The sequence below is a fragment of the Thalassotalea loyana genome, assembly GCF_030161435.1.
In the GTDB taxonomy this organism is placed as follows: domain Bacteria; phylum Pseudomonadota; class Gammaproteobacteria; order Enterobacterales; family Alteromonadaceae; genus Thalassotalea_G; species Thalassotalea_G loyana.
This window is the reverse complement of sequence record NZ_BSSV01000008.1, coordinates 74,084-90,673: the sequence shown is the minus strand read 5'-3', so window position 1 is coordinate 90,673 and position 16,590 is coordinate 74,084. Positions and strand designations below refer to the sequence as shown.

Here is a 16,590-nt window from a genome sequence, read left to right as displayed (position 1 = left end):
GTATATGGATGAACTTTTTGGGAATTGGATAACACTAAAGTTTTGGATTGATTTATTCCCTGCGGCAATTGTCGGTGCGTTAGTTGTTATTGCATTACAAAAACTCAAGGTAGCTTTTTTTAATTTTTCTAAATACCTAAAAATGCGCGAGCTTAAAAAAATAAAAGTTAAGCGCTTTAATTATGCGGACGTGAATTATGCTATAGTAAAAGCGCATAGCCTAATGGTGTTATTCTTTGGTTCAGCATTATTTGCGATATTCCACTTTTCAGCTCATGCATCGTTAGAAGGCCATTGGTTAATTGTTATTATAAAATCTTTACCTGTTTATATTATCGAGGTTATGTATTTAATTCAGCGTGACTTTACTAAAAAGCTTGTAAAATCAGTTCGTAAAATTCATATAAATAAACAGTAAAGTCAGATAATTAAAGATAACTCCGTTGATTCAGTTTTCTTTAACTCTAATCAATTATTATCAACTCTTCGAAACAATCTTGTCAGCTCAGGCCCATCAATGAACAAATCAAATAACAACAAAGATAACATCAAAGCCGCCTCTGCAGCGGCTCACGCTGTTGAAGTTTTTGATGATGAAATTGCTGAAAATGTATTATTAGATTGCCTTGATCCTGTTAATAAAACCGTTGCGAATAAAACGGAGCAATATGTAAATAACAAGCTCAATGTCAATGAGAGCTGGAGGCTTGCTCGGTGCTGTTTATATACCACAACGATCTCTAGTATTATGCTTGTTTTAGGCTATTTACTTGCTGTTGTTTTTGAGTCGTTTATCGCGGTTAACGGTAAACTCGCGCCTAATCAATTAACCTTTTTGAATTATTCCGTAAAAGCAATTGCCGTGATTGCCTTTGTGTTAATTGCTAAAGCCTATGCGCGTATGTCGGATAAAGCCTTAGGTTATTCAGGTTTTATTTTCGCCTTTGCGCTATTCTTGTTATTCTCGCAAATGAATTCATTTGAAAAGGCATTTATGTAAAATGCTAATCATAAGCCTATCTAAAGCAAGGGCAGCTTCTCTATAACCACACAGGGATTTGACATGACAGATAAAACATTGGCAAAAGGTTCATGTAATTGTGGCGGGGTTACGTTTTCAGTCAACGTTCCTGTTACCGATGTGTATGTTTGTCACTGTTCTATTTGCCGAAAGTCTACCGGAAGTGGGGGCATTGCGGTTACTGTTGTGCCAACTCAGTCGGTTTCTTTTCACACTGGTACAGAATTAATCAAGCAATGGCAAAAGCCTAACCATGATTGGCTTACAAATTTTTGTAGTGTGTGCGGCTCTCCGTTACCTGGCAAAAATGACGATCAGCGCACGTTTATTCCTGTTAGCCTTTTCGATAGTGGTTATGAGCAATTAGAAGTAAAACATCATATATTTACCGACTCTAAAGCAAGCTGGGAAGTTATCGCTGATAATGGCAAACAGCACCAAGGAGCGTTCGGTTAGTCATAAATCTTGCGCAGATAGAAAGTCATAACGCCATGACCAACAATCCAGTCGAGCAGGCAATTGAAAACATCAGGCTTAAGTCTACAGGGGCTGAGTCTTTTGTTACAGGCGCTGTCACGATTAACTTTCATCCTGATCGCATAACTGCTGATAACAAGCCTATACTTCAAGCCATTGCAGAAGATGGTTACCTGAAGTCGCAATTTGAAACAGGTACAAGTAATGGTGGTTTAACCGCTCACGAGGGTGGAGAGCGCTGGTTGTGGGAGCAACGTGTTTTTGATGGCGCGTACGATAATGCGCCAAATAGTCTTAGGCCAAAGTATGGCGCACTAAACTTTAAACAATACGAAGCAGGGGCATCACCTCGTTTCGGCTCTTCCTATTTTCAACTTAAGCCCAATGTTTTAGCTCGCACTACCTTTTGTTACCCCGACAGTTATTTTGAACCTGACGACTTTGCGACGTTTGAGCAGGTCAGCGGGTTAATTGATAAAGCACTGGCGGCAACAACAGATATGCTTGACGATTATGTTGAAGCGCATATTCATGGTGAAATTTCGTTAAAAGACGATATTGAATGTGTGGTGCTTGACCCTATTTATCGTGATAGCGCGATTGAACAACAAGCGCTTAGCTTGGGCGTGCCAGTAAAGTGGCACAATGGCTTTGAGCTGAGTATAGAAGAAATGAGTCGTTATCCAGAGTATCGCGGTATTCGATATATTGAGCTGGCTAAAGCGTTGGCGCAAAACGAAAAAGTGAATGCCAAGATATTAGGGTTAGCTGTTACACAGCAAGGTTATGATGAGCAAGACGTGAAAAAGGTGTGGCATTACTTGGCGCGGTTTGGTTATCGGTCGAACTAAACATAAGCTCAACCTAACCTCAGCCTAACCTCAATATAAGCTTAACAAAACTCCTAAGTTAGCTTTATAACACTGCCATTGTACTTTATTTGAGCAGAGTGAATGCTCTTGGCCGATTAAAGGTTACCTGGCGCGCTAATTTCAACTCATTATCAGCAAAAATCATTGCTTCCATATTTCCCAAAACACCACATGCAATGTAAGACATGTCTCACATTAACGTAGGAGATATGTGTGATTTTCGGTAGTCTGACTTTTTTAAAATCCTCTCAAGTCTATGTTTTATAAGGGGTTGAAGGATGTTTTTAATTTGTTGCAAATTTGTGAAGAAATGTATTTTTGATCAAGTATATTCAGCTTTAAAGCCATTAGCGTAATATTATCACTGTCAGGAAGACAAAGGTCAGGAAGACCTCTTACTAGGAAGGTAACTAACTAGGACGTTAAGGAAAGTATCAGGACGATACTTGTAATAAGGAAGTTACACAGGAAGTATATTAACTTAAGGATAAGTTAACAAGGAAGACCGACGCCAGGATGGCGATAAGGATAGCTGAAATTTTGTATCTGCATTTCAAGGTGAGGTGCTGCCGAGGATGGCGAAGGACAAAGAAAGGATGCTTAGGACATACTAGGGATAGTTCTTCAGGAAGAAGAATGGACTGATGATTGATGTACGGATATATCAAGCTAGATAGTTAAAAAGCGACTCGCACTGGAGTCGCTTTTTTCTTTTTGGCGCTTTATTTTCTAACCTTCTATTATTTAACTCTTTTTTATCTGTTGTTTACCGTATCAAATACGACACTCATCGTTATTCGTTGGCACTTTGTCAGGTTCGTGCTAGCTTGATGTAATCCCTTAACGTTTTTTTAACGCTTACTTTGATAAAAACTATATAAGAATTAATGGATAACCATATAGAAAGCTTGCTTGAACATTGGCTTAAGCATAAAGATAAGTGTCAGTGGATACTTGCAACCATTATTGAAACCCAAGGCTCAGCCTATCGAAAAGCTGGGGCTATGATGCTGATTAATGAATTGGGTCAATATGTTGGGTTAGTGAGTGGCGGCTGTTTAGAGTCTGACGTGATGCGCCATGCCAACGAATGTTTAGCGACGGGTAAAAACAAAATCATCACCTATGATATGCAAGATGACAACGATATTAGTTGGCAATTGGGTATTGGCTGTGGTGGTATGGTTAAAATCCTATTACAACCGCTTACCCAAGAAAATAACTTCCAGTCGTTAGCGGCTTTGCATTCACAGCTTAAGCAAGGGCAGCCAGCCCGTTATCTTGTTGACTTCACTGATGAAAATACAACGAATGAACTTGTCGAAGCTAATACACCTTCAAGTGAACAACGTTTACTATTTACCTTGCAACCTCGAGTGAGACTCGTCATCTTTGGGGCAGGCAGCGACGCTGTACCTCTGGTAAATATGGCTAGAAATTTAAGTTGGCACGTTACCTTGGTGGATTCAAGACCAAGTTATGGTCGAAAAAGTATATTCACCAATGCTCATTCAATTATTAAACAAGACTTCGCTGAGCTGGCAAGCAGCGACGTATTAAACCAAGCTGACGTTGCGATTATTATGACGCACAACTTAACCTTAGATGGCCAGGCGTTAGCGTTATGCCAGAGTCTACCACTGAGTTATTGCGGATTGTTAGGGCCTCGTCATCGCACTGAGCGCGTGTTGCGCATTGGTAAGTTAACCTTTGATGATTTAACTATCCCGCTATTTAATCCGGTTGGATTTGATATTGGTGGCGAGTTGCCGGAATCCATTGCCTTATCAATGCTTAGTCAAGCTCATGCATGTGTCTACCAAAAGCTGGATTTAACAACCCAAGCGAATGTCATTGTGAAAAGCGAGTTAAAAAATGCCATATAGAGGATTGCTATTTGCTGCCGGGACAAGCCAGCGCTACAACGGCGTGAAGCAGTTGGCTATGGTAAATCAACAAACCTTGGTTGAGCATTGTTTTGGCCAGCTGATGAAAAGCGATATTGCCGCACCTATGTTGGTACTTGCCAAGGAAAACGAGCATATCCTGAGCAAGGTTGCTATCCCAATGAATCACGTGATTATCGCAAAGTCTTCTACCGATGGGTTAGGAGCGAGCATTGCCGATGCAATTCGTCATGTTATTGAAGAGAATCGCGCGTTAGCAAAAATTAAACTACCCACAACAAGTCATGTGGTGATTGCCTTAGGCGATCAAATTAATTTAACGGCGGATGACTATCGCCAACTTTATCAAGCGTCAATTGCTAATCCTTCAAAGATTATTTGCGCGTCGAGCAAAGTTGGGATGAGTCCGCCCGTAATTTTTCCTCAAAAGTATTTTGAGGAATTGGCGCACTTAAGTGGAGATGAGGGCGCTAAAGCGGTATTGAAACAACATTTTGAGCAGGTATTACCCGTAACGGTAAACAATGCTGAATTTGATATTGATACTGAAGAAGATTATCAAAGTTGGCAACAACAACTAGCTGTACTGAGTTAGCCAATCAAGACCTGGAGCTACAAACGAATGATAAAACTAAATATAAATAATCAAGATGTAGAGCTAAACGTGGAGCAGGAAATGCCGCTGCTTTACGCTGTGCGAGATGAGCTAAAGCTTACAGGCACAAAGTTTGGCTGTGGAGCAGGGCAATGTGGTGCCTGCACAGTACACATCGACGGACAAGCAATGCGCTCTTGTATTACGCCTATCTCATTTGCCCAAGGTAAAAATGTGACGACGATCGAAGGACTAGATCCAAACAACGATCATGAGCTGCAAATTACTTGGCGTGAATTTAATGTGCCACAATGTGGTTACTGTCAGTCTGGCCAAATTATGAATGCCGCAGCGTTATTATCAAATAATGCAAATCCGAGTGATGAAGATATCGACAACGCCATGCAGGGTAACATCTGTCGTTGTGGTACCTATCCGCGCATTAAAGCAGCCATTAAAAAGGCCGCGCAATTAAAATCTGGCAATAAAGCATAGGAGGCGTCGCTATGGATAAGATCAAATCACCACAAACGTCGATCGTTAATGTCAGTCGTCGTCGCTTTGTTCAAGGGTTAGGCCTAGGTTCAAGTGCGTTAGTACTTGGTTTGTCATTACCTGGCTTTTCAGCTTTGGCAAGTGGCCAAACGGCAAAAGATAAAACCGAACATGCGTTAAACTTTTTTGTTGCGATTGATAATGACGGTAAAACATCAATTGTTTGTCACCGCGCAGAAATGGGCCAAGGTATTCACACGTCAGTACCGCAAATGATTGCCGACGAGCTTGAGGCCGAGTGGGACCAAGTAGTTATGGTGCAGGGCAAGGCTGACAAACGCTATGGTGCACAGGGTACGGCGGGTTCTACTTCTATTCGTAATCAATACATTCAAATGCGTCAAATCGGCGCAAGTGCACGTCAAATGCTTGAGCAGGCTGCGGCCAACAAGTGGGGCATGCCGTTAGCAAAAGTGAAAGCAGAAAATCACGCAGTGAAAAATCTAGTCACTGGTGAAATGTTAGGCTTTGGCGCATTGGCAATGGCAGCTAGCCAATTAGAGGCACCAAAACCAGAAGCGGTGAAGCTAAAATCTCCTGATCAATTTAAGTTTATTGGTAAGGAAGTAAAACTCTTTAATATTGATGATATTGCCGCAGGTAAAGCGATTTACGCGCAAGATATTCAGCTACCGGACATGCTGATCGCAAGTATCGCTCGTCCACCTGTTGTTGGTGGTAAAGTGAAGTCTTTTGACGCCACCGAAGCCCTTAAAGTGAAAGGTGTGGTTGACGTTATTCAGTTAAAAGACCGAAGCATGCCTGTAAGTGTATTGCCGTTATCGGGTGTTGCGGTATTAGCCACCAACACATGGGCTGCTCATCAAGGTCGTAAGCAACTCAAAATTGACTGGGATGACGGCGCAAATGCAGTTCACAATACCAAGCAATATCAGCAAGAGCTTGTTGATAAGGTAAATGCCAAAGGGGTATCGGTTCGAGAAAAAGGCGACGTGTACGGCCATAAATATGATGATAGCCGCACATTAGAAGCAACGTATACCGTGCCGTATATTAACCACACGCCAATGGAAACACCAAGTGCGACAGCGATTGTGACTGGCAGTGGTGAAAACACCAAGTGTACCATTTGGGCGGGCACACAAAACCCGCAATGGGCGCAAGGCTTGGTGGCTGGTGAGTTAGGTATTCCACAAGAGAAAGTGGACAATATTGAGCTTAACTTAACCCTAATGGGCGGTGCTTTTGGTCGTAAATCAAAAGCTGACTTTATTATTGAAGCGGTTGAATTAGCACAAAAAACCAAACGACCAGTTAAAGTGGTTTGGACGCGTGAAGATGATATTCAGCACGGTTTCTATCATTCAATTTCAGCTAACTATGTTAAAGCTGAATTAACCGATGATAATCGCGCAGATTACTGGATACAGCGCGTTGCTTACCCACCAATTGGTTGGATCTTTAACGACAAACAAGATATGCCAAGCCATAGTGACCTATCGGTTGGTTTTGGTGATACGCCGTTTGAAATGAACAATATGATGTGTGAAACCCAGACGGTTTCAACGCATATTAGAACGGGCTGGGTTCGTTCTGTTGCTTGTATCAATAATGGCTTTGCATTGGGCTCTTTTGTTGATGAGCTTGCGGTTAAAGCGAATATTTCAACACGTCAAATGTGGTTAAACCTACTAGGCTCTGACCGTATGATTGACTTACAGCCAGAGGGCTTTAACTACACCAACTATGGCATGAGTTACGAGACTCACCCAATTGACGTAAAACGTATGAAGTCGTTGATCAACCTGATTAGTGACAAAGCGAATGTTGAAGAGTCTTTACCAGACAATCAAGGTTGGGGTATCGGCTTTTTGAGAAGCTTTGGCTCTTATGTTGCTGCGGCAACCAAGGTTGAAGTTAACAACAATACGGTGAAAGTATTGGAAATGCATACCGCGATTGACTGTGGTGTCGCTGTAACGCCAGACAGAGTTAAGTCGCAAATGGAAGGGGCGATGATTTTTGGATTATCGATCACCTTAATGGGCGAAATTACCACGAAAGATGGCAAGGTTGAGCAGTCAAACTTCCATGATGCGCCAGTTACACGTATGCATCAGTCACCGCCTATGTACGTGCATTTAGTCGATTCGCCAGAACCACCGGGTGGTGTTGGTGAGCCGGGTGTTCCGCCAATTATTCCGAGTATTACGAATGCCATTTATCACGCTTGTGGTAAACGAATTCGAGATTTACCGGTCAATAAATCGATGTCGATTTAAACGAAAAAGGTCAGCATATGCTGACCTTTTTTATTCGCGCTTATTATTGCTAATTAAGGGCACGCTAACTGAATTTTCTGTATTTACTGCGTTTTATAACGTCTCAATTTCAGCGATTTTTTGAGAAAACTCATCTAAGCCAAGCTCTTCACAGTCGTTATCATCAGCCCAGTTGATACCAATGATAATATTGTCTTCACTTAAATCTTCTACCCAAAACTCTAACCATTCAGCGACAGTAATTTTTGCTGGGTTATAGCTTGCCCATTCGTCAACACAATGTGCTTTAGCAAGTGCTTCATTCGACCATAATGGCATAACTTCCGTGTTTTCAAAGTGAATTGAATCAAGTACCACCCAGTCTTGTGATTCTGGTTCGCATAATGCCCAGAAGGCTTGTTCTGGTTTTACTTGGTTTAAAAAGTCTTCAAGTAACTTTTCAGTCATTGGGTTTTTCCACTTAAATTATGATTAACCTGGCTATTATATCCTGTGACGTTTGAATTTACCTTATTATTATTTAATCACTGTGATGAAGTTTAATATCTTCTTTACGTTTTGTTACAGCCTAGTTATTTGATTTAGATTAGTATTTAGTGGTTTATGGTTTGTAGAGAAGGTGTCGCTTCTTTACAATGAATGAGAATTATTCTTAGTCTTGTTGTATATGAATTTAGCTGAATTACCGATCGATGCCGTTGCTGTTATCACCAGCATTCCCCAATCAGATGACATTACCTTAAAACTGTTAGAAAACGGCCTAGTGCCTAACAGTAAAATTATGATGGCACACAAAGCACCATTTAATGGCCCCGTGGCAATATTGCTGCACGGCACCAAAATCGCTCTGCCGTTTCAATTAGCACAACAAATAATTGTTAAAACACCGACCGAATAACATCATCATGAAAGAAGAAGCATTAACGCACGAAATCGTCCTCGTTGGCTTTGCAAATGCAGGTAAAAGTACGCTGTTTAATACGTTAACGGGCGCAAAGCAAACCACGGGAAATTTTAGTGGGGTTACGGTTGCTAAAAAGCAAGCGGTGATGACCACAGATGAAGGTGAAGTAAAGATTACTGATTTACCCGGTATATCGAGTTTACTGGGCGCAGGCCAGCAAAGCCATGATATTCAGGTCACTAAAAACTATCTAACGGATAACCCGATTGGTTGCTTAATTAATGTGGTTGACGCAACTCAACTCTCAAGGCAATTAACACTCACCACTGAGCTCATTAATTTAGCCATTCCGATGTTAGTGGTGATCACTAAAAACGATCAGAAAAATGCACCAACGATTAATGTTGATGAGCTAAGTTCAGCCTTAGGTTGCCCTGTGATAATAGCCAATGGCATAGATAAGTCCGCAAAATCTGATGTGATTAAGCGCCTACACGCTAAGATATCGCCACCTGAGCTATCAATACTGCCAGAGAATTTATCTATTGATTTTTCGCAAGACGTAAATTCACGTGTTATGACAATAGCGGAAAGACAGCAACGTCTAGGGTTTGTTGAGTCTATCGTTAGTCGTGCTGTTATTGATAAAAAGTCGCCGACTACCATGTGGTTTGACAAATGGGCGTTACATCCTGTGATGGGCATGCCGATTTTCTTGGTGATGATGTATTTACTTTTTATGTTTTCAATTAATGTTGGCTCCGCGTTTATCGACTTTTTCGATATTTTAGCGGGCACGCTTTTCGTTGATTATCCTATGCAAGCAATTGCGACGTATAACATGCCAGCTTATGCGATTACTTTTGTTGAGGGCTTAGGGATGGGGATGCAAACGGTTGCGACCTTTATTCCTGTTGTTGCCGCTTTGTTTATTGGGTTATCCATATTGGAATCATCGGGGTATTTGGCGAGAGCGGCATTTGTTGTTGATAGCTTTATGCAAAAAATAGGGCTGCCAGGCAAAGCGTTTGTCCCACTTATTGTTGGTTTCGGCTGTAACGTACCTGCCATTATGTCAGCGCGTATTCTTGATAGTGAAAGAGAACGCATTACCACCATTATGATGGCGCCGTTTATGTCATGTGGTGCACGTTTGCCCGTTTATGCGTTATTTGCCGCGGCGTTTTTTCCTGAGTCTGGTCAAAATCTTGTATTCCTTTTGTATTTGATTGGGATTTTAGCGGCGGTAGCAACAGGCTACTTGCTTAAATACACGATTTTGAATTCTCAAGCGTCAATGGCCTTTACTGAATTGCCAGCTTATCAAGTACCTTCAATCAAACACTTGGTTAAGCGAGTTTGGCAACGTACTCATGCTTTTGTGTTTGGTGCGGGAAAAACCATTGTTATCGTGGTGTGTTTACTTAACTTTTTTAATTCGATTGGTACCGATGGTCAATTTGGACATCAAGAATCTGAAACATCGATGTTAAGTGTCTCTGCAAAAGCGATTACACCGTTGCTGTCACCGATGGGTATTAAAGAAGATAACTGGGAAGCGGGTGTAGGGATCATTACCGGAATTTTTGCCAAAGAAGCATTGGTTGCGACGTTAGATAATTTATACAGCAAGGGAGTTGCAACTGATTCGGGGGAATTAGACTTCAGTGAACGATGGCATGAAGCGCTAGCGACCATTACCGACAACATTGCAGGCATAGAGGCACAAGATCCATTAGGCACCGATATCGGTGACGTAAGCTCTGTTGAGATTGCAGCAAGCGAGCAGGGCGTTGATAAAAGCACGTTCAACGTAATGCAGCAAAAATTTGATGGTCAACTGGGGGCTTTTGCTTACTTACTCTTTATTTTGCTATACACACCGTGTGCGGCGGCATTAGGTGCGATAAAAAGCGAAACCGATGCTAAATGGGCATTGTTTTCTGCAAGTTGGTGTTTTGCTATCGCGTACCTTTCGGCGACAGCGGTTTATCAGCTTGGACAAGTGATGGTTTCCCCGTTAACTACCATCATGACGTTGGCTGTTGTTGCTATCGTATTCTGGGCGATATATTTATGGTTGAAGAGCGTAGGTAAACGTATTTTAACCATTCCAATCAAAATGGTTGGCTAAGCAAACGGTAAAAAAGGAATACGTGGTCTAGGTCTATCGGTTAAACACAATTGAGCGACTAGGCCTTAACAGCCAATATCAGCGCCTTGTTGCCATTGGCTGTACACTTGCTTGATAAACTCTGTAATATCTTGATTAACTGAGTTTTTCTTTTTAAATCGAATACACCCTTTACCGCAGTCTAGACCATCAAGTAATGCCGCATGATTAGGGATCTTTTCGATATTGCCAACGTACAATCCAACAAAGTGCTTTTGAGCATTTAAATGAAATAGAAAGTTATCTTTGATGGCGTAGCCGAGCATTTTATAGTGAATAGATTCGTCAAGTTCATTGATTTGAGACAGGATGACTTGGCGCAAAGCAAGTAAGGTGTCTTTGCGCCAATCGTTATCAAGCATTGAAAGGTATTGCTCGGGCGAGCTTGCTTGATATTGCATTGCTAGCTACTTTTTCGGGTTAAGTTCGTTGAACTTTGCAAGTTGCTCAGGTGTTGCCGGTTTTTGGTGCTTTTCTTTCCACTCACTGTACGGCATGCCGTAAACCTGTTCACGGGCAGTATCGATATCGACATCAACACCTAACTTCTCAGCTTCTGCAACCGTCCACTTTGAAAAACAGTTACGGCAAAAACCTGCTAAGTTCATTAACTCAATGTTTTGCACATCTTTACGGTTGTCTAAGTGCGCTAGTAGGCGTCTAAATACCGCTGCTTGGATTTCAATTTCTTTATCCATTTTATTCACTTCTTAATCATTAAAATTGTACGTTATTACTCTGTTTCTTCTTCTCTTGTAGGCACTTTGTAACGTCTAATTTTTACAATCATGCCCATGTAAGGATGGTCAAAGTAATGGACTTCTTTCGATATCACACGACGATTTTGCGAAAATCGAATGGCTTCTATCTGGCTTGTTGGATCGGATAGTAACGCAGTTTCGTGTTCAGCTAAGCTCTTGTTGGCAACATTAAACTCAGCGGTAATATATAAATAATGGTTTAGGTGAACGTTAAATAGTCCATCTATTGTCCAGTCTAATTCTGGCGCGACAGGCATCACAAGTTGTTCTGGTTCAAGGCTGTTATCGTCAGTGTGGGTTACCGTTTCAAGCGCTTGTTCTGCTGCAATGTCACCACGTTTTAACTCGGCAATGATTTGCTCGTATGGGTGAGGTTCGGGCTCTTTAGGTACATCGGTTACCAATAAAGTATCTGATGAAACAGTGCCCGCTAATTGCTCTTCACCTGCTAATGCTTCTTGGGCAAGATTTAATGCCAATGACAGCTCATTTTGAGCCTCAAGTTCTGCTTGGTACGCCTTCATGGCTTTTTCGTGGGCATACTTCAAGTTTTCCCCAGCAAATAAACGCATCGGACGTGAACGTCTTTTACTAATCGCTGGTTGGCGCCAACCAACATGAAGCAGTGGTCTAAAGTTTTTACTACGGCGCAATTGCACAACAATGTCATGCAATTCTAATGAGTTATCGCTCATTAAGTAGGGCTGAGTTGAGTAGATATCTTCAACGCGCAATATCTTTCTTGGCATGGTATCGAGGGCAAAATAGTCTTCATCAAAGCTCGAATCAGCCTGTTTCAACTGGGCTAATGCGTCCTCTGATAACAAACAAATATCGCTAGGAATGCTGTAGTCATAGCTAAATTGTTGTTCATCGAAATAATGTTGTGCCTCGGCAACTTGCGCTTGCAGCTGTGCTTGTTCTTCTGGTGTTAAACTTGATACAAAGACGCCTTCCGTATCAGAGGTGATTGAATCGCTCAGCGTATCTACTGGCTGATCATCTTGACCAAAAAGATCATCAATTGATTCAACTCTCGCGTATCCTTCACCGTCAAAACCGGAATTTAAGCTTAATGTATTATCTTCCGGTTCAATAAATTGCTGGTCGCGTTGTTGAAAATCAAAAATTTCGTCTGGCGTTAATTCTCTATCATTAACTGATTGTAAATCAGCTACTTGAAATTCTGTTTCGAGCACAGAGGCGGTTTCAATATGTGGTGTATCGTAGGTATTACCACACACAGGAATTAATGCTTTTGTGGCCGATAAATCAGGATTGATGTGTTGGCTTAATAAATCACGTGGACGATTTAACTTTACAGGCGCCAAATCAATGTCAAAGTTCTCTTTTAACGCAGTTTTGTCACCAAGTTGTTGAAACATCACCACTTCGATTTCAAACCAACGCTGTTTTGCTTGTTGCGCGATCGCGCTTGGTGCATAACTTAACGCACCGATCAGAGCAAAACTAAGTGATTGAGTTAACTTCATTTATCATCCATTTATTAGCATGTCGCCTTATTGTCATTGATAATAACAAATAATTATCAATGACTTCGACTGATATTTTCGTAAAAGTTACTTTTTCTTCGGGCTAAGATCACTAATGATGGACGTCACCAGGGTAAACCTTGCCTGCGTACTATCGGTTTTCTTGACGAATTTAACCTTGTTCGCACCTTCCATTTTATAGACGGTTGGCTGCTGTTGGATCATGCTGATGATTTGCATTGGATCCACTTTAGTGTCGTCAGTAAATTCAATAACACCACCATTGTCATTAGCGTCAATGCGCGCAATACCAATTTTCTGTGCTTTGAGTTTCAGCTTGGCAATTTGAACGAGGTTTTTAGTTGCTTGCGGTAATAAACCAAAGCGGTCAATGAGCTCTACTTGAATGTCATCAAGTGCCTGCTTATCTGTGCAGCTTGCAATACGTTTATAAATACTCAAACGCAGACTAACATCAAAGATATAGTCTTCTGGTAGTAATGCTGGTACGCGCAAGTCAATTTCTGTTTGGCTCGACGTTACTTCTTCTAGTGATAATGGCTTACCTTCTTTTAACGCGGTAACGGCGTTATCAAGCATTTCCATGTAGAGGCTAAAGCCGATTTGACTCATTTGGCCGGATTGATCTTCACCTAATAACTCACCCGCACCACGAATTTCCATATCGTGTGTTGCTAATGTGAAACCTGCGCCTAAATCTTCTAGGGACGCGATTGCATCAAGGCGTTTTTTCGCATCTTTTGTCATGCGTTTTTCGTGTGGTGTCAGCAAGTAAGCATAAGCTTGGTGATGAGAACGACCGACACGACCACGCAATTGGTGTAACTGCGCTAATCCTAAATTATCCGCTCTGTCCATGATAATCGTGTTTGCACTTGGTACGTCGATACCTGTTTCGATGATCGTTGTACAAACAATCACATTGTAACGCTGGTGATAAAAGTCACTCATGATCTTTTCGAGTTCACGCTCGCGCATTTGGCCATGGGCGGTAATGATTTTCGCTTCTGGCACGAGTGTTTGAATATCTAACGCAGTTTTTTCTATCGTTTCTACATTGTTGTGTAGGAAGTAAACCTGACCACCACGCAGTATTTCACGCAAAATAGCTTCACGAATTAAACTGTCTTCACGCTGTCTAACAAACGTTTTCACCGCAAGGCGTTTTGCCGGAGGCGTTGCGATAATTGATAAGTCACGCATGCCGCCCATCGCCATATTGAGTGTTCTTGGAATTGGCGTGGCCGTGAGGGTTAAGATATCAACGTTGGCGCGTAATTTTTTCACTTGTTCTTTTTGTTTGACACCAAAGCGATGTTCTTCGTCAACAATAAGCAGGCCTAAGTCACTGTACTTAATTGAGTTTTGAAGCAGCTTGTGGGTGCCAATAAGAATATCAATTTTGCCCGATTCAACGTCTTCAATAATCGCTTTTTGCTGTTTTGGCGTTTTAAAGCGCGATAGCACTTCGATATTGATTGGTAAGTTTGCAAAACGATCTCTGAAATTCTCGTAATGCTGCTGTGCAAGTAGCGTCGTTGGTACTAATAACGCGACCTGTTTTGAGTCGTTCGCTGCAATAAAGGCGGCGCGCATCGCAACTTCTGTTTTACCAAAACCTACATCACCACACACCAGTCGGTCCATAGCCGTTGGCTGTTGCATATCATGGATAACAGCGTTGATTGCCTGCTCTTGGTCGAGTGTTTCTTCAAAACCAAAGCTTTTTGCAAATGCTTGGTATTCGTCTGGATTGATATTGAAGCTGTAGCCTTTATGACTTGCACGCTTGGCATAAACGTCAAGTAACTCGGCAGCAACATCTTTGATCTTTTCTGCAGCTTTTTGCTTGGCCTTAGTCCAGCCTTCGTTACCTAATTTATGCAGTGGTGCATGGTCTGAATCTGTGCCAGAGTATCGAGAAATAAGATGCAGCGAAGCAACCGGCACGTATAACTTGGATTCATTGGCGTAACCTAAGACTAAAAACTCGGTTGTTAAGCCACCATTTTCAAGTGTTTGTAAACCCATGTATCGACCGATACCGTGCTCTAGGTGAACAACGGGTTGACCAATAGAAAGCTCGGCAAGGTTTTTAAAGATTGCGTCGGCTTGACCGTCTTGTTGTTTGCCACGGCGGCGTGATTGTCGTACTACATCACCAAGTAACTCTGCTTCGGTAATAACATTAAACAACTGCTTTTGATGTTTAAAAATAAAACCATTAGCAAAACTGTTAACGGTAATACCAATGCTATCGTCGGCGTCGATAAAGTCGTCAAAACTCTCAAATTGCTTAGGTGATAAGCCATTGGTTTTTAAAAGCTCTAAGACACTTTCTCGACGACCTTGGCTTTCAGCAACAAAAAGCGTTCTTGCTTGTGGCTTTAACTTTACTTGTTCGTCTAAAAAGCTATTTAACGAAGTAAAAGGTTGCTTAAGCTGATGATTAACCGCTACTTGAGGCAGAGTGTTTACATCGAAACCGATCTCGCCAGCACCGTCAGGTTCACTTGGCGGTTTGATAATTGAAATACGCTGAAAACTGTTGATATGGCTATACAGCTCGTCAACTTTTAGAAAGAGCTGTGATGGCGGCACAAGCGGACGTGTAGGGTCATAACGTCTGTCTTCATATCGGTATTCAATATCATGCCAGTAATGTTCAACCGCTTTTTCGATATCACCTTTAACGATTAATAAGGTGTTTTGTGCTAAATAGTCGAATAGGGTGCTTGTTTGTTCGAAAAACAATGGCAAGTAATATTCGATACCCGCAGGCATAACGCCTGAGCTTACTTGGTGGTATATCGATTCTTTGTCGATTGCACCAGTAAATAGTTCGCGATATTGCTTTCTGAATAAGTTGATGCCGTCTTGGTCGGTCGGGAATTCACGCGCAGGTAATAAGTTAATCTCATTTAACTTATCTTTTGAACGCTGATTTTCAGTGTCAAATAAGCGGATTTCATCTATCTCATCATCAAAGAAATCTAATCGATACGGAGCATTACTCCCCATAGGGAATAAATCGAGAATCGCGCCACGTACTGAAAACTCACCATGCTCCATGACTTGATCGACACAGCGGTAGCCATTGGCTTCAAGGTTTGTTCGTACTTGATGTAAATCGACTGTATCACCCACTTTGATCATCAATGAGCTTTGTTCAAGGTATTGTCTTGGTGAAAGCTTTTGTACTAACGTCGTAACCGGCACAATGATAATGCCTGAACTCATTCGTGGCAGTTGATAAAGCGTTGCCAGGCGCTGAGAGATAATGTCTTGATGCGGTGAGAAACTATCAAACGGTAGTGTTTCCCAGTCAGGAAATAAACATAGCTCGATACCTTGAGCGTTGATACTTTCAAGTTCATGTTCGAGTCGAATCGCACTTGGCGTGTCATCTGTTATGACAAGTAGTGGTTTTTCTGCCTGTAACGCGGCTTGATAAATCGCCAGCGTCGAGCTTGAGCCGACAAGTCCATGCCATGATTTTTTGTCTATTTTACGTTTAAATTCAGAAGTTAACGTAGGTGCGTAAAGCTGAGAAAGTTTTGACATAAAA

15 protein-coding genes are annotated in these 16,590 nt (G+C 41.7%); 10 read left to right on the top strand and 5 right to left on the bottom strand.

Going from position 1 to position 16,590, the window contains the following annotated elements:
* Window positions 1-4: 4 nt before the first annotated feature.
* The 8 genes from QQK05_RS16175 to QQK05_RS16140 all read left to right on the top strand — a co-directional run bounded on the left by QQK05_RS16175 (window position 5) and on the right by QQK05_RS16140 (window position 7,670).
* Complete coding sequence (locus QQK05_RS16175) at window positions 5-418, top strand: hypothetical protein (protein ID WP_284300513.1); 414 nt, start codon at window positions 5-7, stop codon at window positions 416-418.
* A 99-nt stretch (window positions 419-517) separates the two neighbouring features.
* A complete protein-coding gene (locus QQK05_RS16170) occupies window positions 518-1,000 on the top strand; it encodes a hypothetical protein (protein WP_284300511.1) in 483 nt (160 codons plus the stop codon).
* 63 nt (window positions 1,001-1,063) lie between these two features.
* The gene (locus tag QQK05_RS16165) at window positions 1,064-1,477 is read left to right on the top strand and encodes a GFA family protein (protein WP_284300509.1); all 414 of its coding nucleotides are present in this window, start codon (window positions 1,064-1,066) and stop codon (window positions 1,475-1,477) included.
* A 35-nt stretch (window positions 1,478-1,512) separates the two neighbouring features.
* Window positions 1,513-2,349, top strand: a complete 837-nt coding sequence (locus tag QQK05_RS16160) for a DUF3626 domain-containing protein (protein ID WP_284300507.1) — start codon at window positions 1,513-1,515, stop codon at window positions 2,347-2,349.
* 908 nt (window positions 2,350-3,257) lie between these two features.
* Window positions 3,258-4,256 carry an XdhC family protein gene (locus QQK05_RS16155; RefSeq protein ID WP_284300506.1) on the top strand — a complete coding sequence of 333 codons (999 nt, stop codon included), beginning with the start codon at window positions 3,258-3,260 and terminating at the stop codon, window positions 4,254-4,256.
* Complete coding sequence (locus QQK05_RS16150; protein WP_284300505.1) at window positions 4,246-4,872, top strand: nucleotidyltransferase family protein; 627 nt, start codon at window positions 4,246-4,248, stop codon at window positions 4,870-4,872. The genes QQK05_RS16155 and QQK05_RS16150 overlap by 11 nt, the downstream gene beginning before the upstream one ends.
* A 27-nt stretch (window positions 4,873-4,899) precedes the next feature.
* On the top strand, window positions 4,900-5,367 hold the full coding sequence (locus tag QQK05_RS16145) for a (2Fe-2S)-binding protein (RefSeq protein WP_284300503.1): 468 nt from the start codon (window positions 4,900-4,902) through the stop codon (window positions 5,365-5,367).
* Between the two features lie 11 nt (window positions 5,368-5,378).
* Window positions 5,379-7,670, top strand: a complete 2,292-nt coding sequence (locus QQK05_RS16140; protein ID WP_284300501.1) for a xanthine dehydrogenase family protein molybdopterin-binding subunit — start codon at window positions 5,379-5,381, stop codon at window positions 7,668-7,670.
* 93 nt (window positions 7,671-7,763) lie between these two features.
* On the opposite strand, the gene QQK05_RS16135 is transcribed toward QQK05_RS16140, so the two are convergent.
* The gene (locus QQK05_RS16135; RefSeq protein ID WP_284300498.1) at window positions 7,764-8,117 is read right to left on the bottom strand and encodes a DUF2750 domain-containing protein; all 354 of its coding nucleotides are present in this window, start codon (window positions 8,115-8,117) and stop codon (window positions 7,764-7,766) included.
* 220 nt (window positions 8,118-8,337) lie between these two features.
* Here QQK05_RS16135 and QQK05_RS16130 point away from each other — a divergent pair, with 220 nt between their 5' ends.
* Both QQK05_RS16130 and feoB read left to right on the top strand, forming a co-directional pair.
* Window positions 8,338-8,568: a FeoA family protein gene (locus QQK05_RS16130; protein ID WP_284300497.1), complete on the top strand. Its 231-nt coding sequence runs from the start codon at window positions 8,338-8,340 to the stop codon at window positions 8,566-8,568.
* A 7-nt stretch (window positions 8,569-8,575) separates the two neighbouring features.
* Complete coding sequence (gene feoB / locus QQK05_RS16125; RefSeq protein ID WP_284300495.1) at window positions 8,576-10,708, top strand: ferrous iron transport protein B; 2,133 nt, start codon at window positions 8,576-8,578, stop codon at window positions 10,706-10,708.
* 65 nt (window positions 10,709-10,773) lie between these two features.
* Here the strand turns inward: feoB and QQK05_RS16120 are convergent, their stop codons facing one another.
* From QQK05_RS16120 to mfd, 4 genes are all read right to left on the bottom strand, one after another.
* On the bottom strand, window positions 10,774-11,148 hold the full coding sequence (locus QQK05_RS16120) for an iron chaperone (protein ID WP_284300493.1): 375 nt from the start codon (window positions 11,146-11,148) through the stop codon (window positions 10,774-10,776).
* A 6-nt stretch (window positions 11,149-11,154) separates the two neighbouring features.
* Entirely contained in the window at window positions 11,155-11,445 is a 291-nt protein-coding gene (locus QQK05_RS16115; protein ID WP_284300491.1) for a DUF1244 domain-containing protein, read from the bottom strand.
* Between the two features lie 35 nt (window positions 11,446-11,480).
* Window positions 11,481-13,001 carry a CsiV family protein gene (locus QQK05_RS16110; protein WP_284300489.1) on the bottom strand — a complete coding sequence of 507 codons (1,521 nt, stop codon included), beginning with the start codon at window positions 12,999-13,001 and terminating at the stop codon, window positions 11,481-11,483.
* 87 nt (window positions 13,002-13,088) lie between these two features.
* Window positions 13,089-16,586: a transcription-repair coupling factor gene (gene mfd, locus QQK05_RS16105; protein WP_284300487.1), complete on the bottom strand. Its 3,498-nt coding sequence runs from the start codon at window positions 16,584-16,586 to the stop codon at window positions 13,089-13,091.
* Window positions 16,587-16,590: the final 4 nt, after the last annotated feature.